At 51.5% G+C, this 23,068-nt stretch carries 20 protein-coding genes and 1 pseudogene; 15 read left to right on the plus strand and 6 right to left on the minus strand.

Annotation, left to right across the window (positions count from 1 at the left end):
* Window positions 1-14 precede the first annotated feature (14 nt).
* The 3 genes from Hfont_RS13290 to Hfont_RS13300 all read right to left on the minus strand — a co-directional run bounded on the left by Hfont_RS13290 (window position 15) and on the right by Hfont_RS13300 (window position 3,720).
* Window positions 15-908 (minus strand): AEC family transporter, encoded by an 894-nt coding sequence (locus Hfont_RS13290; RefSeq protein WP_112992894.1) that lies wholly within the window; start codon window positions 906-908, stop codon window positions 15-17.
* A gap of 77 nt (window positions 909-985) precedes the next feature.
* The gene (locus tag Hfont_RS13295) at window positions 986-1,576 is read right to left on the minus strand and encodes a response regulator transcription factor (RefSeq protein WP_112992895.1); all 591 of its coding nucleotides are present in this window, start codon (window positions 1,574-1,576) and stop codon (window positions 986-988) included.
* A gap of 113 nt (window positions 1,577-1,689) precedes the next feature.
* Complete coding sequence (locus tag Hfont_RS13300; RefSeq protein WP_112992896.1) at window positions 1,690-3,720, minus strand: two-component system sensor histidine kinase NtrB; 2,031 nt, start codon at window positions 3,718-3,720, stop codon at window positions 1,690-1,692.
* A 263-nt stretch (window positions 3,721-3,983) separates the two neighbouring features.
* Here Hfont_RS13300 and Hfont_RS13305 point away from each other — a divergent pair, with 263 nt between their 5' ends.
* The 7 genes from Hfont_RS13305 to Hfont_RS13340 all read left to right on the plus strand — a co-directional run bounded on the left by Hfont_RS13305 (window position 3,984) and on the right by Hfont_RS13340 (window position 10,992).
* Window positions 3,984-4,952, plus strand: a complete 969-nt coding sequence (locus Hfont_RS13305; RefSeq protein ID WP_241523115.1) for a DctP family TRAP transporter solute-binding subunit — start codon at window positions 3,984-3,986, stop codon at window positions 4,950-4,952.
* A 446-nt stretch (window positions 4,953-5,398) separates the two neighbouring features.
* Entirely contained in the window at window positions 5,399-6,376 is a 978-nt protein-coding gene (locus Hfont_RS13310) for a tripartite tricarboxylate transporter substrate binding protein BugD (RefSeq protein WP_112992898.1), read from the plus strand.
* Between the two features lie 181 nt (window positions 6,377-6,557).
* Window positions 6,558-7,019: a tripartite tricarboxylate transporter TctB family protein gene (locus Hfont_RS13315; protein ID WP_112992899.1), complete on the plus strand. Its 462-nt coding sequence runs from the start codon at window positions 6,558-6,560 to the stop codon at window positions 7,017-7,019.
* Between the two features lie 13 nt (window positions 7,020-7,032).
* Window positions 7,033-8,535 carry a tripartite tricarboxylate transporter permease gene (locus tag Hfont_RS13320; protein WP_112992900.1) on the plus strand — a complete coding sequence of 501 codons (1,503 nt, stop codon included), beginning with the start codon at window positions 7,033-7,035 and terminating at the stop codon, window positions 8,533-8,535.
* Between the two features lie 543 nt (window positions 8,536-9,078).
* Complete coding sequence (locus tag Hfont_RS13330; RefSeq protein ID WP_112992902.1) at window positions 9,079-9,576, plus strand: methylated-DNA--[protein]-cysteine S-methyltransferase; 498 nt, start codon at window positions 9,079-9,081, stop codon at window positions 9,574-9,576.
* Entirely contained in the window at window positions 9,576-10,553 is a 978-nt protein-coding gene (gene xerD / locus Hfont_RS13335) for a site-specific tyrosine recombinase XerD (RefSeq protein WP_241523117.1), read from the plus strand. The genes Hfont_RS13330 and xerD overlap by 1 nt, the downstream gene beginning before the upstream one ends.
* Before the next feature lie 241 nt (window positions 10,554-10,794).
* Window positions 10,795-10,992, plus strand: a complete 198-nt coding sequence (locus Hfont_RS13340; RefSeq protein WP_112992903.1) for a hypothetical protein — start codon at window positions 10,795-10,797, stop codon at window positions 10,990-10,992.
* 28 nt (window positions 10,993-11,020) lie between these two features.
* Here the strand turns inward: Hfont_RS13340 and Hfont_RS13345 are convergent, their stop codons facing one another.
* Window positions 11,021-12,031 carry an endonuclease/exonuclease/phosphatase family protein gene (locus Hfont_RS13345; protein WP_112992904.1) on the minus strand — a complete coding sequence of 337 codons (1,011 nt, stop codon included), beginning with the start codon at window positions 12,029-12,031 and terminating at the stop codon, window positions 11,021-11,023.
* A gap of 35 nt (window positions 12,032-12,066) precedes the next feature.
* Here Hfont_RS13345 and ybaK point away from each other — a divergent pair, with 35 nt between their 5' ends.
* The 3 genes and pseudogenes from ybaK to Hfont_RS13360 all read left to right on the plus strand — a co-directional run bounded on the left by ybaK (window position 12,067) and on the right by Hfont_RS13360 (window position 15,190).
* Window positions 12,067-12,558, plus strand: coding sequence for a Cys-tRNA(Pro) deacylase (ybaK, locus tag Hfont_RS13350; protein WP_112992905.1), 492 nt, complete (start codon window positions 12,067-12,069; stop codon window positions 12,556-12,558).
* Between the two features lie 99 nt (window positions 12,559-12,657).
* Complete coding sequence (plsY, locus tag Hfont_RS13355) at window positions 12,658-13,263, plus strand: glycerol-3-phosphate 1-O-acyltransferase PlsY (RefSeq protein WP_112992906.1); 606 nt, start codon at window positions 12,658-12,660, stop codon at window positions 13,261-13,263.
* A 236-nt stretch (window positions 13,264-13,499) separates the two neighbouring features.
* Window positions 13,500-15,190 (plus strand): annotated as a pseudogene (locus Hfont_RS13360) (methyl-accepting chemotaxis protein).
* 48 nt (window positions 15,191-15,238) lie between these two features.
* Here the strand turns inward: Hfont_RS13360 and tsaD are convergent.
* Window positions 15,239-16,267: a tRNA (adenosine(37)-N6)-threonylcarbamoyltransferase complex transferase subunit TsaD gene (gene tsaD, locus Hfont_RS13365; protein ID WP_112992907.1), complete on the minus strand. Its 1,029-nt coding sequence runs from the start codon at window positions 16,265-16,267 to the stop codon at window positions 15,239-15,241.
* Window positions 16,268-16,368: 101 nt separating this feature from the next.
* Here tsaD and Hfont_RS13370 point away from each other — a divergent pair, with 101 nt between their 5' ends.
* The 5 genes from Hfont_RS13370 (at window position 16,369) to Hfont_RS13390 (ending at window position 21,275) form a co-directional block, all read left to right on the plus strand.
* The gene (locus tag Hfont_RS13370) at window positions 16,369-17,052 is read left to right on the plus strand and encodes an ANTAR domain-containing response regulator (RefSeq protein ID WP_421801001.1); all 684 of its coding nucleotides are present in this window, start codon (window positions 16,369-16,371) and stop codon (window positions 17,050-17,052) included.
* Between the two features lie 327 nt (window positions 17,053-17,379).
* Entirely contained in the window at window positions 17,380-18,603 is a 1,224-nt protein-coding gene (locus Hfont_RS13375) for a CmpA/NrtA family ABC transporter substrate-binding protein (protein ID WP_112992908.1), read from the plus strand.
* Window positions 18,604-18,612: 9 nt separating this feature from the next.
* Window positions 18,613-19,530: a nitrate ABC transporter permease gene (gene ntrB / locus Hfont_RS13380; protein WP_112992909.1), complete on the plus strand. Its 918-nt coding sequence runs from the start codon at window positions 18,613-18,615 to the stop codon at window positions 19,528-19,530.
* A gap of 70 nt (window positions 19,531-19,600) precedes the next feature.
* Window positions 19,601-20,413 carry an ABC transporter ATP-binding protein gene (locus tag Hfont_RS13385; RefSeq protein ID WP_112992910.1) on the plus strand — a complete coding sequence of 271 codons (813 nt, stop codon included), beginning with the start codon at window positions 19,601-19,603 and terminating at the stop codon, window positions 20,411-20,413.
* Window positions 20,414-20,672: 259 nt separating this feature from the next.
* Window positions 20,673-21,275, plus strand: a complete 603-nt coding sequence (locus Hfont_RS13390; RefSeq protein WP_241523126.1) for a methyl-accepting chemotaxis protein — start codon at window positions 20,673-20,675, stop codon at window positions 21,273-21,275.
* A gap of 13 nt (window positions 21,276-21,288) precedes the next feature.
* Here Hfont_RS13390 and Hfont_RS13395 read toward each other — a convergent pair whose 3' ends face one another.
* Window positions 21,289-23,004 carry a bifunctional protein-serine/threonine kinase/phosphatase gene (locus Hfont_RS13395; protein ID WP_112992911.1) on the minus strand — a complete coding sequence of 572 codons (1,716 nt, stop codon included), beginning with the start codon at window positions 23,002-23,004 and terminating at the stop codon, window positions 21,289-21,291.
* Between the last annotated feature and the right edge of the window lie 64 nt (window positions 23,005-23,068).

A 23,068-nucleotide genomic window follows, 5' to 3' on the forward strand; every position in this document is an offset into this window, starting at 1 on the left:
TTCAACGGCCTTGTTTACTGTAGCAGCGCCAGCCAAAGTGGCAAGGTTGCCATCGAAATCAAGGTACCGGCTGAAATCAGGAAGGCGACAAAAGGGGCATTGCCACCCATGCGCGCCGCCAATACATAAGCGCTTGATGCGGTCGGCAACGCTGCAAACATGACGACGATCTGCAAATGCAAAGGCGATAAATCCATCCACAAACCCAGCGCATACGTGATGACAGGCACCGCGAACAGTTTGACGAATAAGAAGTAGCTGGCGATACCTTTAGCTGCATGCAAGCCAGTCAGGCGCAAGCCGGCACCGACCATGATCAGGCCAAGTGCGATCGATGCATTGCCGAGGCGCGACAGGAAGGCGCTGGCAATATCAGGCAAATGCAGGCCGAGCAGATTGAATACGACGCCGCCCATGGTGGCCATCAGCAATGGATTTTTCAGCAGTTCGAGCAGCAAACCACCCTTGTCTTTTACCAGTGCATGCACCGCTGCCATATTGCAAAGCGGGACGGCAAAGCCGATCACCAGCCCCATCAGCGACGTGCCTTCGTCGCCACCGAGGCGACTGGCAATGGCGAGGGCGATGTAGGAATTAAAACGGAATGCAGTTTGCACGCCGGATTCGAAAATCATGGGCCCTGCGGTTTTGAACAGCGGCTTTGCCAGCCAGCCAAGCAGGATGCCGGCGACGCAGGCGGCGATTGCAACTTGCAGGAATTGGCCGGTCGCAGCGAAGTTAATCGGCGAACGCGCGGTAGAGTAGAACAACAGCGCTGGAAACAGCACGTAATAAATAATCTTTTCCATACCGGCCCAGAACTCGTTGCCCCAATTGGTGACGCGAAAGAGCACGGACCCGAACAGGATCAGCAAAAAATCAGGCAACAGGATATTGACGATATGCATGGGTAATCAGCAATGCGCTACGGCGCGAAACTGGATGGAAATATGGCGGGAAATACGTACAGCCCAGGGGGCAAAATTTACTTCAACAGGCGCGCCAGTTCGACTGCCGTCTTGACATTCATCTTGTCGAAAATATGCGCGCGATGTACTTCGACTGTGCGCATGCTGATGCCCAGTTTGTCGGCGATTACCTTGTTCATTTTTCCTTCAAGGATCAAATCCAGTACTTCACGTTCGCGTCCCGATAACGCAGCCAAACGCGTGTGTATCGCGGCGCTGGCTGAAGCTTGTTCGGATGCGGCCAATGCTTCCTGCACGCGATCCATCAGTTTGTTATCGTTGAATGGTTTTTCAAAGAAATCGAAGGCGCCACGCTTCAGCGTATCGACGGCCATCGGCACATCGCCGTGACCCGTCAGGAAAATAACCGGAAATACCTGCGTCAGATTGCGTGAAGAAAGCAGATCGAATAGCGCAATGCCGCCGATGTCCGGCATGCGCACATCCAGCAAGACGCATTGTCCTTGCAGATTGATGCGCGGCATGTTGTCCAGCGCGGTGAGAAATGCCTTGCCGCTGTCATAAGCGGTGGCTGGAATGCCACGTGATTTCGCCAGCCACATCAGCGAGTCGCGGATTACTTCTTCATCGTCAATAATGTGCAGCATTGAATGTCCTGTCAGCCTGCTTGTAACGCTTTGGTGTGTTGCCCTGCTTTGATATTTCCGCTCGCTTGAGAAGGTGGGTGCAAATAAATATCAAAAAGGTATTTTGTTTCGGTTCAATCTGCACGCATTGTCGTGTCGATCAACTTATTTTGCAACGCCGGCAGCGAAAAACGGAATATCGTGCCGCCGCCCGGATTATCCACATGTGTCAGCGTACCGCCGTGAAATTCGATCGCGGTGCGGCAAATACTCAAGCCCATGCCCATGCCGTCCGCCTTGGTGGAAAAGAACGGCGAATATAGTCGCTCCGCCACTTCCTGTGGAATGCCGTGCCCCTGATCGCTGATTGAAACGACGACATTGCGCGCATTGCCGGGGTCGACGCTGGCGGCAATCCGCAACACGCGTTTTTCCGGCGCGACGCTTTGCATGGATTCAATCGCATTGCGCGTCAGGTTCAATAAAACTTGTTCCAGCAATACTTGATCAGCCAGTATCGTCGGCAAGGTCGCCGGGATATCCACTTTGATGGCGACAAAGTATTTTTGCGCCTGCAACTCAACTAAGGGCGCCACGCTTTCTATCAATTCTGAAAGAGTGATGGCTGTGCGCATAGGTTCGCGCTTCTTCACGAAGGTGTGCACACTGCGAATAATCTGGCCGGCGCGCTGGGCTTGCGCATTGGCTTTTTCCAGAGCGTGCGTCAGCATATCGATATTGATTTCCGCGACACGCGGTTGTTCGCGCGCCAGAATATTCAAGGCTCCCGCGGTGTAGCTGGAGATGGCGGCCAAGGGCTGATTCAATTCATGTGCGAGTGTGGATGCGATCTCGCCCATGGTTGCCAGGCGTGCGCTGGCTTGCAATTTTTCCTGTTGCTGACGGTTCAGATCTTCGACGCGCTTGCGGTCCGAGATGTCGAGGATGGAACCCATCCATCCGGTTTGCTGGCCAGTATCATCAACCAGCGGCGATTCGAAAATCAGTACCGGGATGCGTTCACCATTGGCATGCTGAAAAACAGTTTCAAATCCTTGCGGCGTCACCGTGCCGGCCACGACTTGTGAAAAACGTCGTTGATATTCGCCCATCGCTTCCGGCGCCCAGTAAGGCATAGGTGGCAGGTGACCAACGATATCTTCCGCTGCGATGCCGACCATTTGCGAAAAAGCCGGATTTACATATGTGACGCGGCCATCAAGATCGCGCGCGCGCAAGCCGGTGATCAGGGAATTTTCCATTGCAGTACGAAATGCGATTTGCTCGCGCAAAGCCATTTCCGCTGCAAGACGTCGATTGATGTCGCGCCACAGCGCGGTCAAGCTCCATGCAAGGCCAAGCGCCAGCAGAATGACAGTATCGACCAGCAAGCTAGGTAGTAACTTCGGCGCGCTCTTGGTGCTGTTGGTGCTCAACTTCAAGGACACGCCGGCCAGATTGAGCGCACGTCTATGCGTATACACACCGCGCCCCGCGCCGCCCGATGCGCGTTTGTGAATGATCACGTCGTTGATGTCGGTCAGCGCGATTTCGTTATCCTGTGCGAACCACCACGGCACCATGTCATCCAGAATGCTGGACGCGAGATAACTGGCGACGATGCTGCCGGTATATTTGTCTCCTACATATAGCGGCACGTGATAATCGAACATGACTGGCCCGCTGATATCGGCTGCAGGCTGGCTGTACATCGGCGTTCTGGTGGCGCGTGCGCGGGCATCTGCTCTTTTTGATGGTGCTGATAATTCATTTCTTGTGATCAGTGTTTCATCGGTCGACGTGATTAAATTGCCATCGACATCGAGTTCTATGATGCGATGAATCTCGTGATTGTTGCGGATCAGATTGGCCATGCGTTCCTGCAAACGCGTGCCGGTCAGATAGCCGGAAATGATTTCCGATGCCATCAGATTCAGGCTCTCTTCATTGCGCTGAAGCTGAAAACGTATGGTTTGTTCGACCCACAATGAATCAGCAATCAGCTGCTCTTGACGCTCGCTGGCTTCCTGCTGCTTTTCATGCAGCGGCAGCCAGATCAGCGTGGTCAAAAACAACATGGCCAGCAGTAGCGGGATGAGCCAGCGCCACGCCTGTTTGCGGCTGGGAAAGCCGAAGCTGGGGGGGCGGGATTGGTTTAATATCATAAATATTTATATAAAATCTGCGCTGCTGTAAAACTGCCCAGCAAGATTTTTGTAGATTCGTTCGTGGTCTTGCATGACTAGCTATGCTGCTGTATTTTGATGCAGGCGCTCATGGTTCCCTGTGCCGAGAATGTGGTTATCCACACTTGTGACTAAGTGGATGACTGCGCATAGTACCAACAAAATTAAATCTGGAACCTTCTGACTGCGCGATGAGAATAGCAACAAAAATACATTGGATTGTGCTTGGCCTGACATTATCGATGGCCGCCACAATTGTATCTGCGCAAACGACTACTGTAATTAAATTCAGCCACGTTTCAGCCAGCGATACACCGAAGGGCCAGGCTGCATTGCGTTTCAAGGAATTGGTCGAGCAAGCCAGTCGTCGTCGCATACGCGTGGACGTTTATCCAAATAACCAGTTATATAAAGAGTCGGACGAGCTGGAGGCATTGCAATTAGGGGCAGTGCAAATGCTTGCGCCGTCACTGGCCAAGCTGGCACAATTTGGCGTGCAGGATTTTGAGGTGTTTGATTTGCCTTACCTGTTTGCCAATAAAGAAGCGGTCACGCGTGTGACCGACGGTGCGATAGGCAAGTCCATGCTACGCAAGCTGGAATCGAAAGGCATGATCGGTTTGGCTTATTGGGATAGTGGCTTCAAGATCATGTCGGCGAACAAGCCGTTGAAAATGCCGGCTGATTTTATAGGTCAGAGAATGCGCATTCATTCTTCGCCAGTGCTGGAAGACCAGATGGAAGCCTTGGGTGCGACTCCGCAAATGCTGGATGGAAATGAAGTTTATTTCGCTTTACATAGTCGCATAGTGGACGGTGTGGAAAGTTCGCCGGTCAATTTCTACGCAAGAAAATTATACGAAGTACAAAGCCATGTGACGATATCGAATCACGGTTACCTTGGTAGTGCTGTCATCGTGAACAAGAAATTCTGGGATGGCTTGCCTTCCGATCTGCGCAAGCAGATTGACGATGCGATGCGCGAAGCAACGGCATATGGCAACAATCTCGCTGCACACGAAAACGATGCCGCGCTTGAAGCAATCAAGAAAAACAAGAAAACCACAGTCCATATTTTGACTGATAAGGAAAATGCTGCATGGCGTCATGCCTTGCAACCAGTGCGCAAGCAACTGGAAGGCAGAATCGGCAAGGCGGTCGTGATCGCCGTGACCAAGGAAGCCGAATCACGGCAGGTGAGCGATCGTTGATTTTTTTGTCAATCGGTTTGCGGCGCTAATTAATTAGTTAAGTCGGCTTTTTTCGCCGCTCTTGGTAAGCGCCCTTTTCCGGTGCGAAAATTCTCTATCTGTTGTACTTTTCAACGTGCTGGTCGCACCGTTCTGCCATATCAGATTGATTGTGACATGCCTGACGCTGAATATTGAACCGTCACTTAACCTTTCTGTGAGTATTGGATAAAATCGTTTAGTCTTGTTCGCGCAAGGCTGGTGAAAGGTTCGATCAGTAAAATAGAAGCCTTGAATTGAATTCAAGATGGGCGATTAGTACTTAGCTCATTGAATGCCAGTGTCTTGTAATGTTCTCGCTATCTCTTTTTTAGAGGTTTTGATAGGATGCACAGGCAGTGGAGTTAAAAGGGCGTATGTCCCAGCCCTTGTTTTTCCAATAAATATTAAATCTGGAGACAAGTAAAATGAAGAACACATTCTTGAAGTCGGTGGCCGGACTCGCATTGCTTGCCAGCGCTTTCGCTCATGCGGCTGATCCTTATCCAAACAAAACCATCACGATGATTGTGCCGTTTGCTGCAGGCGGCCCGACTGATACCGTTGCGCGCCTGGTTGCGCAATCGATGACTACCTCGCTGAAACAAACCGTTATCGTTGAAAACGTCGGCGGTGCCGGCGGCACAATCGGCGCAGCGCGTGTTGCCAAATCGGCTCCGGACGGCTACACCTTGTTCCTGCATCACATTGGTCAATCAACAGCACCTTCGCTGTATCGCAAACTGAGCTACAACGCGATCGACGATTTTGAACCTATCGGCTTGATTACCGACGTCCCTATGACATTCATCGCACGTGGCGATTTCCCGGCCAAGGATTTCAAGGAACTGGTTGCTTACGTTAAAGCGAATAAAAACAAGGTGACTTACGCAAATGCTGGCGTTGGTTCGGCTTCCCATCTGTGCGGCATGTTGTTCATGACAGCGATCGATACCGAATTGACTACCGTGCCTTACAAAGGTACTGGTCCAGCGATGAATGATTTGCTCGGCGGTCAAGTTGACTTCATGTGCGATCAAACGACGAATACAACCAGCCAGATCAAAGGCGGCAAAGTCAAAGCATACGCAGTGACAACGAAAGTGCGCGTTCCTTCCCTGCCAAATATTCCAACGACATCTGAAGCCGGTTTGCCTGGCTTTGAAGTAGCGGTCTGGCATGGTCTGTATGCACCAAAAGGCACACCAAAACCAGTCATCGAAAAAGTGGAAGCGGCATTGCAAGTCGCATTGAAAGATCCAACCGTCAAACAACGTTTTGCCGATCTTGGCACCGAGCCGGTTTCTGCAGATCGTGCCACGCCGGAGGCATTGCGCGCACATCTGAAGTCTGAAATTGCAAAGTGGAGCCCTATCATCAAAAAGGCTGGCGTTTACGCTGATTAATCACAATTTGAGATGTTGAAGCAATCGATGTAATAAATGACGAGATACGCAGGTATCTCGTCATTTTGAATATGGGCCTGTCAATTTTATTGATGGGCAAAATTGAAGTAACCGTATGTATTTGCCCGGCACCTGAAGTTCAATGCGCCGCAGCATCAAGTTTTAAGAGAAGGGAAGCACCGTGCCATCATTCATTCGACATCCTAAGGATTTCTGGACTGGGATTATTTTTCTGTTCATCGGCTTGGCCGCAATCATCATTGGTCGCGATTACTCGATGGGTACCGCCGGCAAAATGGGCCCCGCTTATTTTCCGACCATTCTGGGTGGTTTGCTCGCACTGATAGGACTGATTGCCGCGGTACGCTCGTTCTTCCGTGAAGGTGAGGCGCTCGAAAAATTTGCGATCAAGGAAACAGTTCTGATTCTGTCCGGCGTTCTGCTGTTCGGTTTCCTGATTCGTGGCGCTGGTTTGGTCGCAGCTATTTTTGCGATTGTGTTGTTCAGCGCATTTGCCAGTGCCAAATTTAAAGTGTTGCACGGTGTTGCGCTGGCTACAGGGATGACAATTTTTGCGGTCGTCGTTTTCGTTAAATTGCTCGGCTTGCCGATTGCGATTTTTGGCCCATGGTTTGGCGGTTGAGAAGGTACTGATAATGGAATTATTTACTAATCTAGGGATAGGCTTTGATACAGCCTTGTCCTTGCAGAATTTGATGTACTGCCTGATCGGCGTGTTTCTGGGTACGGCCGTCGGTGTGTTGCCAGGTCTCGGCCCGGTTGCCACGATCGCGATGTTATTGCCGGCGACGTTTGCCTTGCCTCCAATCGCTGCGTTGATCATGCTGGCCGGTATTTATTACGGTGCGCAATACGGCGGCTCGACCACTGCGATTCTGGTGAATCTGCCGGGGGAGTCATCCTCGGTGGTCACTGCCATCGATGGTTACCAGATGGCGCGACAGGGACATGCAGGTAAAGCGCTGGCGACTGCAGCTATCGGTTCATTTTTTGCCGGTACTGTTGCGACGATTTTGCTCGCTTTGTTTGCGCCGCCACTGGCTGATCTGGCATTGAAGTTCGGTCCTGCCGAATACTTCTCGCTGATGGTGCTGGGTTTGGTCGCATCTGTTGTGTTGGCTAGCGGTTCGCTGCTCAATGCAATCGGCATGGTGATTCTCGGTTTGTTGCTGGGCTTGATCGGTTCAGACGTCAACTCGGGTGCGGCACGTTATACCTTCGATATGCCGGAACTGGCAGACGGTATCAACTTCGTGATCGTCGCGATGGGTATGTTCGGTATCGGTGAAATCATCCGTAATCTGGAACATGAAGAAACCCGTTCGCTGGTGATGAAGAAGGTGTCCGGTCTGATGCTGACCAAGGAAGATTTCAAACGCATTATCGCGCCGATTTTGCGTGGAACTACTTTGGGTTCTGCCCTCGGTATCTTGCCTGGTGGTGGCGCGATGTTGGCTTCATTTGCTGCTTACTCGATCGAGAAAAAAGTATCGAAAAACTCTGCGCAATTCGGCAAGGGCGCGATTGAAGGTGTGGCTGCGCCGGAAGCGGCAAATAATGCTGGTGCTCAAACTTCATTCATTCCTATGCTGACCTTGGGTATTCCATCCAATCCGGTGATGGCCCTGATGATCGGCGCGATGATCATTCAAGGTATTCAGCCAGGTCCTGCCGTGATGACAGAGCAGCCAACCCTGTTCTGGGGCTTGATTGCTTCGATGTGGATTGGTAACTTCTTCCTGATCGTGTTGAACTTGCCTATGATCGGTTTGTGGGTACGCATGATTACCGTGCCTTACCATCATTTGTATCCGGCAATTCTGATGTTCTGCGCGATTGGCGTATTCAGTTTGAATAATAGCGATTTTGATATTTATCTGATGGCCTTATTCGGATTGTTCGGTTATATTTGCGCAAAGCTCGATGCTGAGCCGGCTCCGATGTTGCTCGGTTTTATTATCGGACCGATGATGGAGGAATATTTGCGTCGTGCATTGTTGTTGTCGCGTAGTGATCCGATGGTGTTCTTGACACGTCCGATCAGTGCAACGATGCTGGCGATGGCGGTGTTAGCCTTGGCAGTCGTGCTGTTGCCGGCGTTGCGTAAAAAACGTGAGGAAGCATTCAAAGAAGAATAAAGGCTAGGTACGTCGCTTCTCAGTCAGGGTTGGCGATAGTACCGATGGGCCGAGGAGACCTGTGTTTCAAGAAGCTGTTGAGAGGTAACTCATCAAACGGTCGGAAATACAAAAGCAAAATTCAAGGCGTGTCGAAAGACACGCCTTTTTTATTGTGTGAATGGTGGATGAAACATGAGTTTGAGCTGGTCTTGGTACTGCAAATCTGTGTGGCCGACAAGCTGTCTTTTTGCTATTTGTTGTTGTAAGGATTAAGTAAGGATAATTGCTTGATTTCCCTTAAATTGATTTTTATAATAAGTTCAACTTTGCTGTCTCGACCCAAAATAGTGCGCACTTTTCTGCGCCACCGAATGGTTTGAGGGGAGCATATACACACGGCATTGATGTCGGATTAGTAGGGGAGACCTGTATCAATAATTGCGGCGATAGCATAGCTATACGCGGCTTGGGGTACAGCAGATGTATTTGAGGGCGCATCGCGAGATGCGCCTTTTTTGTTTTATGCTCTGTGTTTATGCAAATGTCTCTGGGTTGTATGCAATGAAGCAGACTTCTTCCTCATCCCTGTTTTCCGCTATCGTCGAAACGTCGTTTGGCGCTATTGGTATACGCACTGAAGATCGCCTGGTGCGTGAAATGGTGTATCTCCCGGCAAGTTTTCAGGGTAAAAATGCGATGGATATCATCTCTGAACGTGCGGCGCTGCAGGTTGAGCGTTACCTGAGCGATCCCGATTTTCAATTCGATCTGCCGTTAACGCAGCTAGGCACGCCGTTCCAGCGAAAAGTCTGGGCGGCCATTTCTGAAATTCCGCGTGGCAAGGTGCTCACCTATGGCGACATTGCCAGGCGTGTGCAATCAGCGCCGCGGGCGGTCGGGCAGGCGTGCGGTGCGAACTGGTTTCCATTGGTGATCCCGTGTCATCGCGTTACTGCAGCTGGTGGTCTGGGTGGATTTTCGCATCACGATGACGAAACCGGATTCCATGTCGGCGTAAAGCGTTGGCTGCTCGCGCACGAAAAGGTCGCGGGTTATTGATGAGTGGGGCCACAGCAATCAAAAAGCCAGCCAAAAAAGCGAAGTCGACGCCACAGGCCGCAGCCAATACCGTCGATGCCGAACCATTGGCAAGCCAGGCGCAGATCGATGAATTCTGCGACACCTTGTGGCTGGAAGACGGTCTGGCAAAAAACTCTTTGGAGGCTTACCGGCGCGATTTGCGCTTGTTTGCGGTCTGGCTGCAAGCCGAGCGCGGCAAGACTTTGCTGGCTGCGCACGCCGATGATCTGAATGCCTACTTCTTTGCGAAACATGAAACGACCAAGGCCACATCGTCGAATCGTCGATTGGCGGTTCTTAAACGGTTCTATCAATTAGCCTTGCGACAAAACCGCATCAGCGACGATCCCTGTCTGAAAATGCGTTCGGCCAAGCAGGCTCCACGTATCCCGAAAACATTATCGGAGGCGCAGGTCGATGCCTTGCTGGCGGCGCCTGACGTGATGACGCCGCTGGGTTTGCGCGATCGCACAATGCTGGAGCTGATGTATGCCAGCGGTTTGCGCGTGACGGAACTGGTATTGCTGAAGTCGATAGAAGTCGGCATGAATGAAGGCGTACTGCGCGTTACCGGAAAGGGCGGGAAAACCCGGTTGATACCGTTTGGCGAAGAAGCGCGGGCCTGGATAGAGCGCTATCTGAAAGAGGCGCGTGCGGCGATTCTGGATGGACAAATCGACGACGCCTTGTTTGTGACGGCGCGCGGTGGGCCGATGACGCGTCAGATGTTCTGGACCCTGATCAAGAAACATGCGGCCGCCGCTGACATCAATGCGCCGCTATCACCGCATACCTTGCGCCATGCATTTGCCACACATTTGCTGAACCACGGCGCTGATTTGCGCGTGGTGCAATTGCTGCTCGGACACTCCGATATTTCGACGACGCAGATTTATACGCATGTGGCGCGCGAGCGCCTGAAGCGTTTGCATCAGATGCATCATCCGCGTGGCTAAATACCCCACTTCTCTGCTAGTTAGGGAGTTGTTATGTAAATGGGCGAAATTGGCTGAATTTGTCTGATATTTGAAGATTTTTTCTTGATTTCTTGAGCGTGAAGGGTGTGGGTCCGCTGTCTGTTTTCAGCCGCGAAAGTTGGTGACGTGCTAGCATTCGTACCACTGATGGTGCCTCGTCGAAGACTGACCTTGGCCCACCTCCTATCTTCAACAGAACATCTACTCAAAGAGCACTCACTTGGCTAAACCTAATTTTCAGTACGAGAAGCGTCAAAAAGAGCTGGAAAAGAAACGAAAAAAAGAAGAAAAGCTGAAGCGCAAGGCAGAAAAAGGCAGTGTGCCTGACGACGGCACGGAAGCATCTGACGTCGATGCTGATGAATCGGACTCCGACACAGATACAGACACAGACGCTACCGGTCCTGCCAGCAACTAATTTTCAGTTTTTGCTTGAAGTGATAGATTCAAACCGATGCGCCATCCGGGTTTGATGGTGTCATGCCTGAACCTGATTTCCCATGCAGAAGGATGCGCGCCAAGACCAAGCCATGATCTGAAGCGTGCGCTTGTTTGAATGTCATGTGATCATTCAAATACATCACTTCAACGACTTCACCGATTGCCGCACGTGATGCGGGATTGAATTCTTCCGAAACCAGTATGTGGTCGATCGTTTCATAGCTGCCGTCGTGAATGTGCGTGTAACCGACATCGCGCAGGGCATCGCGGCGCGACTGGATGCGATAGCTTTCAAACAGGCGATCGTCTACGCCGTTAATGGGATATTTACCCAGGCCCATTACCATCTGCGTTGGAATCGCATTCGCGACGTCGTTGAAGTCGCCCATCACAATAATCGGCGCACGCTTTTCCTTGTTCAGATTGGATAGCAATGTGCGTAAGCCCAGTGCATCGGTGCCGCGTCGTATCAGCGAACGCAGCATCGCAATCCCGGTTTGATCCGGTTGGTCGTCATTATTGTCGTTGCGATAATCCGGTAGCTTCGATTTCAGGTGGCAGACAAAAACATGAATCAACAAGTCAGGTGACACTTCGATTTTTGCATGCAGTATTGGCCGCGTGAAATGACTGACGGGATGTGCGACACCGGGCAAGGTGACGGCAAGATCGTTGGGTAATTCCTTGAACGTTGTTACGCCTTCTGCGACGGGCAGGCGAGAGATCAGGGCAACGCTGGGTGTCAAATGATCGGCCTGTGGATCGGGATCGAAGCCGATATGATGGGCATCGCGATACTTTTGCGTTTTTGCCAGTACATCCTTTAAGGCCGCTTGTGAGAAGATTTCCTGCAGGCCGATGACGTCGGCATCGAGCCTATCCAGCTGCTGTGCGATCCAGCTGATTTTTGCATCGTATTCTTCCGCAGAATACGGAATCTGGTCTTCATAATATTTCATGCCCGGCAATGCCAGGTTGCAGACATTGAAGGTCGCAAAGCGGAGTTCTTGTTGCATAATGTGCTCCAAATTTTAAGTTGAGCGTAACACGCATGGCAAAAAAAGAGCATATTTCCGAAACGCCCGCGACCCAGTTCTTGCGCCGCAAGGACATTGCTTTTTCCGAGCACCCTTACGATTATGAAGAGCATGGCGGCACCACGGTTTCTGCGCGCAAGCTGGGCGTCGATGAACATGCCGTTGTCAAGACACTGGTGATGCAGGACGAAGCTGCCAAACCAATGATCGTGTTGATGCATGGTGACTGCAAAGTCTCGACCAAGAATCTTGCGCGCCAGATCGGCTGCAAATCGGTAGAACCGTGCAAGCCGGAGGTGGCAAATCGGCATTCAGGGTTTTTGATAGGCGGTACTTCGCCGTTTGGTACACGCAAGACTATGCCGGTGTATGTAGAGCAGAGTATTCTTGATTTGGAAAAAATTTATATCAACGGTGGTCGACGTGGTTACCTGATTGGTATAGCGCCACAAGTATTGACGCAAACATTGTCTGCAACGGCGGTGCAATGTGCGCTGGAAGAATAAAAGAGTTGAGAGCGTTGTTTTGCAATTAAAAATAAAATCGTAAAACGAGCGGGTAATACATAACAAAAGATGTAATTAAAAAAGTAACTTAAGGTTGATATGAATACAGTTCTTTTCGCAATCGCGGCCTACCTGATTGGTTCGATTTCTTTTGCAGTGGTCGTCAGCAAATGTTTCCGTCTGGCCGATCCGCGCAGCTATGGTTCCAAGAATCCGGGCGCGACTAACGTGCTGCGCAGCGGGAATAAAAAAGCCGCAATTTTGACCTTGCTGGGTGATGGTGCAAAAGGTTTTGTCGCAGTGTGGCTGGCCAAACATTTCGGCCCTGAATACGGTGTGCAAGAGAGCGGCGTTGCCTTGGTCGCGATTGCTGTTTTCCTCGGCCATCTGTGGCCTATCTTTTTTCGCTTCGTTGGTGGCAAAGGTGTCGCAACTGCATTGGGCGTGTTGCTCGCCTTGAACGGTTGGCTCGGTTTGGCAACATTGATTACCTGGCTCGTCATTGCTTACGCATTCCGCTATTCATCATTGGCAGCTTTGATTGCGAGTATTTTTGCACCGTTCTACTATGGATTGTTGTTTGGTCCGGATGTGATCTTGCTTGCTGTACTCGCGATGAGTGTATTGCTGGTTTATCGACATGCGAAGAACATCGGCAATTTGCTGGCAGGTAAAGAAGGCCGGCTAGGCAGCAAGAAGAAGTAAGGCGTAATCCAGATCGTTCACCGCGAATCCAGTTCGCATCCAAGGACCAGCCGCTCTATCAGGCGGCTGTGTCTATCTCAGTTATATGACCAATTCATGACGGTGTTGCTTTTCAGCGTACATCCCATGCGCCCCTCGATCTTTCTTGTAATTGCATAAAGCAAACATTAGAGTGTCTTGAGCACGCTGGTAAGTCTGTCTGCTCAATTTTGTTCCTAATGTCCCTTAAGGCAATCATGAAAAATCTGAAAATTGGAACCCGTCTCGGCCTCGGTTTTACTCTCATCATTTTGCTCATGACAGTCATGCTCGCCGTCAGCTTCTGGCGTCTGGGCACGATCGATAAAACGGCACAAGCCATGATAGACGAGCCGATTGCGACTGAGCGATTGGTCAGCGATTGGTATCGGACTATTCATGCGGGCGTACGGCGCACGATGGCGATTGCCAAAAGTAGTGATCCGTCGCTCACGACCTTCTTCGCCAACGACACGGCTGAATCTTCGAAAATGTCCACCGAGCTGCAGGGCAAGATCGAGCCTTTGATGAACACGCCCAGGGAAAAGGAAATCTTTAACGGCATCGTTGCTTCGCGCAAGGAATTCATCTCGATACGCGATCGAATCATTAAAGAAAAAGTCGCTGGCAATACCGCTGAAGCAAATCGATTGCTTGAAGTCGAATTTACACCGGTCGCCAAGTCATACACCGGCTTGTTGCAAGAACTGGTCGACCAGCAGCGCAAAGAGAGCGACAACATGGCGCAGGATATTCATGCGACCTACAGCACCAGTTTGAATATTCTGATTTTCCTTGGTGTCGTTGCAATTCTGCTTGCAGTGCTAGCAGCATGGTGGCTGACCAAAGGCATTACTACGCCTTTGAATCATGCAGTCGGTGTCGCGCGCAAAGTCGCATCAGGTGATTTGAATAATAAGATACACGCCTCCGGCAAGGATGAAACTGGCCAGTTGTTGGCTGCGTTGAAAGACATGAATGACAGCTTGTTGCGCATCGTGTCTGAAGTCCGATTGGGTACTGACACTATCGCCACCGCATCAAGTCAAATCGCGTCGGGCAATATGGATTTGTCCAGCCGAACAGAGACGCAGGCCAGCTCATTGGAAGAGACTGCCTCTTCGATGGAAGAGTTGACTTCGACTGTCAAGCAAAACGCCGACAATGCACGACAGGCCAATCAAATGGCCGCATCTGCATCCGAAGTTGCAGGTCGCGGTGGCGAGGTCGTCGCCAAGGTTGTTGAAACCATGAGTTCGATCAACGATTCATCGAAAAAAATCGTGGACATCATAGGTGTGATTGACGGCATCGCGTTTCAAACAAACATTCTTGCATTGAATGCTGCGGTAGAAGCGGCCCGAGCTGGCGAGCAGGGCCGAGGTTTCGCAGTCGTCGCAACTGAAGTGCGCAACGTTCAGCAGCCGCAGCAAAAGAAATCAAAACGTTGATAGGTGACTCGGTAGAGAAGGTCGATAACGGTGCCAAACTGGTTGATCAAGCCGGCGCTACCATGTCTGAAATCGTAGAAAGTGTTAAACGTGTTACCGACATCATGTCGGAAATTACGGCCGCGAGTGCCGAGCAGACCGAAGGTATCGAGCAAGTCAATCAAGCCATTGGTCAGATGGATCAAGTCACGCAGCAGAATGCCGCATTGGTGGAGGAAGCCGCGGCGGCTGCTGCCTCACTGCAAGAGCAGGCCGATAATTTGGCGCAGGTTGTGAGTGTGTTCAAGATTGACGGTATGCAAGCGGCCGCGCTGCAAAAGAGTCCAAGTTCCAGTCCACACAGTGCGGTGCGAACGGCAGCGCCAGTGAAGAAAATTTCTGTCAAGATCGCGCCGCAAAAGCCGCCAGCCCTGCCTAAAGACAGGCACACAGAAGCAAATGACTGGGAAGAGTTTTAAACATTTTGAATGATCACGCAGTGACGATAATTTCGTACTGCGTGATTTTTAGATTTCGCTGATGCTATCCAGCGGCCAGCGTGGTTTGACGTTGAAGGCATAGTCTTTTTTCGCCGCATCAGGATTGATCTGCAAGCGCATCGCGCCTGCGAATGCAATCATCGCGCCGTTGTCGGTACAAAATTCCAGTTCCGGATAAAACACCTTGAAGTGTTTTTTCGCGGCGGCTGCATTCAGTGAATCGCGCAGTTGGCGGTTCGCGCCGACGCCGCCGGCAATCACCAGGCGTTTCAAGCCTGTGTGTTTGAGTGCGGTGACGCATTTAGCTGTGAGTACTTCAACGATCGCATCAACGAAGGCGCGCGCGATATTGGCCTTGTCTTGTTCGCAGATATTCGTGGTCTGGTTTTTGACGACTGTTAGCACTGCAGTCTTCAATCCGGAAAAACTGAAATCTAGATTTTTCGAATGCAGCATCGGACGCGGTAATTTATAAGCAGTCGGATCGCCGAACTCGGCCATGCGCGAAATAGCGGGCCCACCCGGATAACCGAGGCCGAGCAACTTGGCGGATTTATCGAATGCTTCGCCGGCTGCATCGTCCAGTGTTTCGCCCAGCATTGTGTACTGCCCGACACCATCGACGCGCATCAATTGCGTGTGACCGCCGGAAACCAGCAATGCAATGAAGGGAAATTCCGGCGGTTCGCTGGCCAGCAAGGGCGACAGCAAATGGCCTTCAAGGTGATGTACACCCAATATCGGTTTATCCAATGCCAGGCCAAGGCCGCAGGCGACCGATGCGCCGACCAGTAATGCGCCGGCCAGGCCCGGGCCTTGTGTATACGCAATCGCATCGATTGCATCGTGTGCGACGCCGCTTTCGGCAAATACTTGTTCCAGCAAGGGAATGGCACGGCGTATATGGTCGCGCGATGCCAGTTCCGGCACGACGCCGCCGTATTCTTCATGCATTTTTACTTGCGAATAAAGTGCGTGCGCGAGCAAGCCGCGTTGCGTGTCGTACAACGCGAGACCTGTTTCATCGCAGGAGGATTCGATACCGAGAACAAGCATGGAGTAAAGGTGCGGGAAAAATGCAGTATGTGGTGTGATTCTTGCGTGGATTGTAGCTTATTCTGGTACAAGACCGTATCACTCGCTTTGAGAATGTTGCAATGATTGAAACTCCAAAATCCGACTCACACTCTGACATGCGCTCCGATGCACGTTCTGACGTGCGCTCGCTACGTATCGTCGTCGTTAATACTGTCATGCCGCCCGAAGGCGAGCAGGATGAACATGCATGGATGCAGGCGGAGCGCGCACGCGCGCTGCGTATTGGCTTGCTTGAAGCCGGTTACAACATCATCGCGGTTTTCCCTGCCGATATGCATTTGCCGGATCGCGTTGCGCAATTGCAGCCGGACATGATCATCATCGATGCCGAATCCGATTCGCGCGATGTGCTGGAGCACGTCGTGATGGCGACGCGTGAAGCACGGCGACCTATCGTCTTGTTTACTGAGGATCACGCGACCTCCAGTATGGAAGCTGCAATGGCGGCCGGCGTGTCGGCTTATGTGGTGGCGGGTTTGCAATCCGAGCGCATCAAGCCGGTGCTGGATGTCGCTTTGGCGCGTTTCAATGCCGAGCAGAAATTACGTACCGAGTTATCCGATACCAAACTCAAACTGGCAGAGCGCAAGACGATAGAACGCGCCAAGGGTTTGCTGATGGAACGTCACAAAATTTCCGAAGACGAGGCTTATTCAAAACTGCGACGTCTGGCGATGGACAAGAATTTGAAGTTGTCCGAATTGGCACAACGCATATTGGATGTTGCTGACTTATTGGGTTGATACACAGCGTGAAGATTACAGGTGAAATTTACGATTGGTTGTCGCACTAAATAAATGCGCCGCACAAAAAAAGAGCGATAGTTGCTTATCAAGTGCACATTATCTTCACCAAATCAGCGAATAAGCGCTGGCACACCAATTGCTAAAGTGTAGCTAGCACCAACGAAGGTGCTACGAATTAAAAACTGTACTGGCCAATGATGGCCGGGATGGTTCAGGACAAGGACGTCCGTGTCGCAAGAGCATTGCTCTTGCTGACCGGACGTCCTTTTTTTATTGCGAAAACCCTTGAGGATCACCATGACAACGAACGACAGGAAATTCAATATGACACGGCGCACAGTCTTGAAAGCAGGGACGGCCCTGACCGCATCGGCCTTCGGTGGATTGGCAACTCAAGGTGTATGGGCTGCAGGTTCAGACAAGCCGGAAAAAGAAGAAGTCAAAGTCGGCTTCATTCCTTTGACGGATTGCGCATCGGTGGTCATGGCCTCGGTCATGGGCTTCGATAAAAAATACGGCATCAAGATTATTCCAACCAAGGAATCGTCATGGGCGGGTGTACGCGACAAGCTGGTGAATGGCGAACTGGATGCGGCGCACGTCTTGTATGGCCTGGTTTATGGCGTGCATGAAGGCATAGGTGGTGCCAAGAAAGACATGGCTGTCTTGATGAATCTGAACAACAACGGCCAAGCGATTACGCTTTCCAAAAAACTGGCAGACGCTGGTGCCGTGAATGGCACAGGTCTGGCCAAGTTGATGCAAATGGAAAAACGCGAATACACATTCGCGCAAACTTTCCCTACCGGCACACATGCGATGTGGTTGTACTACTGGCTCGCGACCTACGGCATCAATCCGATGAAAGACGCCAAAGTCATTACTGTGCCGCCACCGCAAATGGTTGCGAATATGCGCGTCGGCAATATGGATGGCTTCTGCGTTGGCGAACCATGGAATCACCGCGCGATTGTTGATGGCATTGGCATCACTGCTGCCACCACACAAGACATCTGGAAAGATCATCCAGAAAAAGTTCTCGGCACCACATCAGATTGGGTCGCGAAAAATCCTAACACAGCACGTGCTTTGACTGCCGCTGTGCTGGAAGCAGGTCGCTGGATCGATGCATCCTTGTCGAACAAAAACAAAATGGCAGAAACGATTGCTGCCAAGTCTTACGTCAATACCTCAGTCGACGTCATCAATCAACGTATTCTCGGCCGCTACCAGGATGGCATGGGCAAAACGTGGGATGACCCTAACTACATGAAGTTTTACAACGAAGGTTCGACCAACTTCCCGTATCTGTCAGATGGCATGTGGTTCATGACACAGCACAAACGCTGGGGCCTGGCAAAAGGCGAGCCGGATTATCTGGGTACAGCCAAATCGGTCAATCGCATTGACCTCTACAAGGAAGCGGCAACGATGGCAAATGTGCCTATCCCGAAAAATGTCATGCGGTCTTCGAAGTTGATCGATGGCGTGGTGTGGGACGGCAAAAATCCAAAAGCTTACGCGGAATCATTCAAGATCAAAGCATAAGGAATCATCATGAGCGCAATCATGCATACAGCAGAAAACGCGACCATCGCGGCATCGGTCGAACCCAGAAAATCGGAGAGTGTCATGCAAAATGCGGACGCGCCAGCAGTCGTTATCGAGAAACCGAAAGCAAAGGGCAGCAAGTTTTCTTTGCGTCCTTTCTTTCTGGCAGTATTGCCGCCGATTTTCGGTTTGATTTTCCTGATGCTGGTGTGGGAAATCATCTCCGTCAAAAACAGCGGCATTCCATCGCCAGCGGTGACCTTGAAATCGGCCATGGAATTGTTCGCCGATCCGTTCTATAGCAATGGCCCGAATGATCAGGGCATAGGATGGAACATTCTGGCTTCGCTGAAACGTGTCGGTGTCGGCTTCGGCCTGGCCGCACTGGTTGGCATTCCATTGGGCTTCATGATCGGACGTTTCAAGTTCTTGTCCGGCATGTTCAATCCAGTGATCAGTTTGCTTAAACCGGTATCGCCGCTTGCATGGTTGCCTATCGGCTTGCTGGTATTCAAGGCTGCTGATCCGGCTGCGATCTGGTCTATTTTCATCTGCTCGATCTGGCCAATGATCATCAATACCGCAGTCGGTGTGCAACGTGTACCGCAGGATTACATGAACGTTGCCAAGGTATTGAATCTGTCCGAATGGAAAATCGTTACCAAGATTCTGTTCCCATCGGTATTGCCATACATGCTGACAGGTGTACGCCTCGCGATCGGTACTGCATGGCTGGTAATCGTAGCGGCAGAAATGTTGACTGGCGGCGTTGGTATCGGTTTCTGGGTTTGGGATGAATGGAACAACCTGAATGTGGCACACATCATCATTGCCATCGTCGTCATTGGTGTCGTCGGTTTGATACTGGAACAGATCCTGGTTGGTATCGCCAGAGTCTTTACTTACGAAGATGTGAAAAGTTAATTTTGAAGCGCTGACCTGAAATTTAGATCAAACCGGATTGCAACGAATAACGAAGCACAAGGAAAACATCATGGATAACATCAACAGCAAGTTCATCGATATTCAAAATGCGGAAATGTCCTTTCATACCAAGAAAGGTGTTTTCAATGCGCTGACTGATATCAACCTGACCGTTGCGAAAGGCGAGTTCATTACGCTGATCGGACATTCCGGTTGCGGCAAATCGACATTGCTTAATTTGATCGCAGGTTTGACGCATGCCACTAACGGCATGTTGTTGTGTGCCAATCGTGAAATCGCGGGTCCATCGCCAGAGCGTGCAGTGGTGTTTCAAAACCATTCACTATTGCCATGGCTGACCTGTTTCGAGAACGTGTATCTCGCAGTGGAACGTGTGTTCGGCAAGCTGGAAGGCAAAGCCAAATTGCGCGCACGTACCAAGGCGGCATTGGCATTGGTCGGTTTGACACACGCTGAACAAAAACGTCCGAACGAAATTTCCGGCGGCATGAAGCAACGTGTTGGTATTGCTCGTGCCTTGTCGATGGAGCCGAAAGTTTTGTTGATGGATGAACCGTTCGGTGCGCTCGATGCATTGACCCGCGCGCACTTGCAGGATGAGTTGTTGAAGATCGTTGCAGCGACCGGCTCCACTGTCGTGATGGTGACGCATGACGTCGATGAAGCAGTACTGCTGTCGGACAAGATCGTGATGTTGACGAATGGCCCATCGGCCACCATTGGCGAAGTGCTGGAAGTGAAACTGGCACGACCCCGTGAACGTGTTGCGCTGGCACAGGATCCTTTGTATTCGCAATATCGTACTGCAGTGCTGGAATTTTTATACCATCGTCAGTCGCATCCTGCCAAGGAAGCGGCCTGATCTGACAGCGTTCTAATCATTAATCATTCAAGCTGAGTGACAAGTTATAAGGACACAGGCCATGATGCCCCAGGCTGCTTTACGTGAAACAAAAACTGCGGCACCGGCTTTGCCGGTTGCCGTCAATGATGAGCATGTCGTCAATGCCGTCCACGTTAAACATGAAACCGAACGCGGAATAGCACTACAAACAGCAAGTGAAGCAGATGCATCTGCGGAAGATGAATCTGTTGTCCCTTTGTCGGGTGAAATTTTCGGCATGCTGATTAATCTGTCCGGTCGTCGCCGCTTTACTTCGCAGCGACTCGTGCTGTATGCGGTATTGGCGTCGCAAGGTCATGCAAATGCCGCTGCAATAGGACGTGAAGCATTGGGCTTGTTCCGTGGCGCGCATGCCTCCCTGCTCAAGCGCTCTGGCGATCTGCCTGGCGTGTTTTGCCCAGAGCTGGAGGAAGTCTATTTCGGGAAAGCCGAGGGTGACCGCAAGATTTGTTATTTTATGGATCTTGCCGGACGCACGCTGAATGCGATCGAAGACAAGCTCAGAGCTGCGCCTGAATTACTGGCCGAGTTGGTGCAGGTCACGACGCCACTGCTGGCGATTCTTAACCAGATCACATCGGTTTATGAGGAGCAGTCGAAAAAGCACGCGCGACTGATGCGCAATCAGTTGCGTAGCATCATGACCGAGATTGAAACGATTGCGCGCGAAGCGAATATGGTGGCGATGAACGCCCGTATTGTTGCAGCACGGGCGGGACAGGCCGGCAAGGAATTCTCGGTGGTAGCCGGTGTGCTGTCGAATATCACGCACGAGATTGATGATCTGGTGAAAGCCGCGCTCAACGGCGCGGCTGCCTGACATTGAATCTGAATCAGCGAACCACCAGCAGATACAGCAATAGAAGATTGATGACGATGGAGATGGTCGCCACCGCACGCCATACGGAAGCCGGATCACGTTCTGCCAAAGCTTTGGGTGCGATGGGAGCAAGTGGCCGACTGGCGCCACGTTCCAGCGCCAGTAAAAATTCTTCGGCAGTTTCAAAGCGATCCGCCGGATCACGCGCTACTGCCTTGAGTAAAACATTCTCCAGCCACAAAGGCAGATCCGGCCGGTAACGACTAGGAACCACGGCTTCACCAAAGCGCGGCGTCTGGAACGGTTCGATTTCGCCGTAGGGAAAATGCCGCGTCAGCAACAGATAAAGTGTCACACCGGTTGCATACAAATCGGTTTGACGTGATGCGGGTGCATTATTGAATTGCTCAGGCGCGAGGAAGGATGGTGTGCCGGCACGTGGCGCACGTACTTCATCTTCCGCTTCCAATCCCGATTGTGCGACGCCAAGATCCAGAATGCGCAACTCGCCATCGTCGCCCAAATGGATGTTGCCCGGCTTGATGTCTCTATGAATGATGCTGCGTCTGTGTAGTGCGCCGATGGCGCGTACCAGTTTGGTACCGTGCGCGATTACATCCGGAATCGTGAAGTGCTCACCTGCATCCAGATGCTGTTGCAGCGTATTGCCTGCGTGCCAGGTGGTCAGATAGTAGAGATAGGTTTTTTGTTCTGGCGTAATGATCTGCGGGAAGAAGCGCGCGACTACGCGTTTCGCCAGCCACTCTTCATGCGCAAATGCCGAGCGCTCATGTACGTCTTGCGCGCGATCCGGATGTAAGGTTTTCAAGACCAGCTTGCGCGGTGTGTGATTGCCAGAGCGTGGTTCAGAGACGCGATAGAGCAAGGTCGTCGTCGATGCGTGTATTTGTTCTTCGACGGTATAGCCGTCTATGACCTGGCCTACTTTCAATTTGGGCGGCACTGGAAGTTGCTGCGAGCCGGACAGGGCATCACGCAAATTTGTTTCCGGCAAGGCATCGACACGTACAACCAGCGCGCTGACATTGTCTTGTGCGCCGGCAGCCAGTGCGCTGTCGATCAAGGTATTGGCGATGGCTTCCGCTTCATGCTGTTTGCTGACAAGTTGCGATAGATGGTCGGTGAGATCGTATTCAGATATCGAAGCCCATACGCCATCGGTAGCCAGCAGGAATGCATCGCCTTCATGCAACTCACCCATGCCGTGATCGATCGCCAGTTGCGAGTCTAGCCCGATTGCGCGCGTCAATACGTGCTGCATTTCCGGCCTGTCCCACACATGATCTGCGGTGAGGCGCGTCAACACACCTTTCCTTAATAGATACAGACGTGTGTCGCCTACGTGCGCAAAATAATAAAAATTGCCGCGCAATACCAGTGACGTCAGCGTCGTCGCCATGCCCGCGAGTTCGGCACGTATCGACCCTTGATGCTGCACCCAGCTGTTGATAGCCTTCAGCACGCGATCCAGCGATTGCGTGACCGGCCACGTATCGGAGGTCGCGTAGTAATCGCTCAGCAAGCCGCGTATTGTGTACTCGGATGCTTCGCGCCCACCTTCATTGCCGGATACGCCGTCAGCAATGGCCGCGATCATTCCTTTGCTCGATAACTCCGGTTCGTCCGGCATGACCATGCCGACAAAATCTTCGTTACGCGGGCGTTGGCCTGCACGCGTGGCGTAACCCGCAGCGATTTTTAGCGGCATGGTGCGGACGACAAAGTTTTCATCATGATGAGCATCGGTTTGGACAATGCGCTTTTAAACACGT

The sequence above is a fragment of the Herminiimonas fonticola genome (assembly GCF_003293745.1).
Taxonomy (GTDB): domain Bacteria; phylum Pseudomonadota; class Gammaproteobacteria; order Burkholderiales; family Burkholderiaceae_D; genus Oxalicibacterium; species Oxalicibacterium fonticola.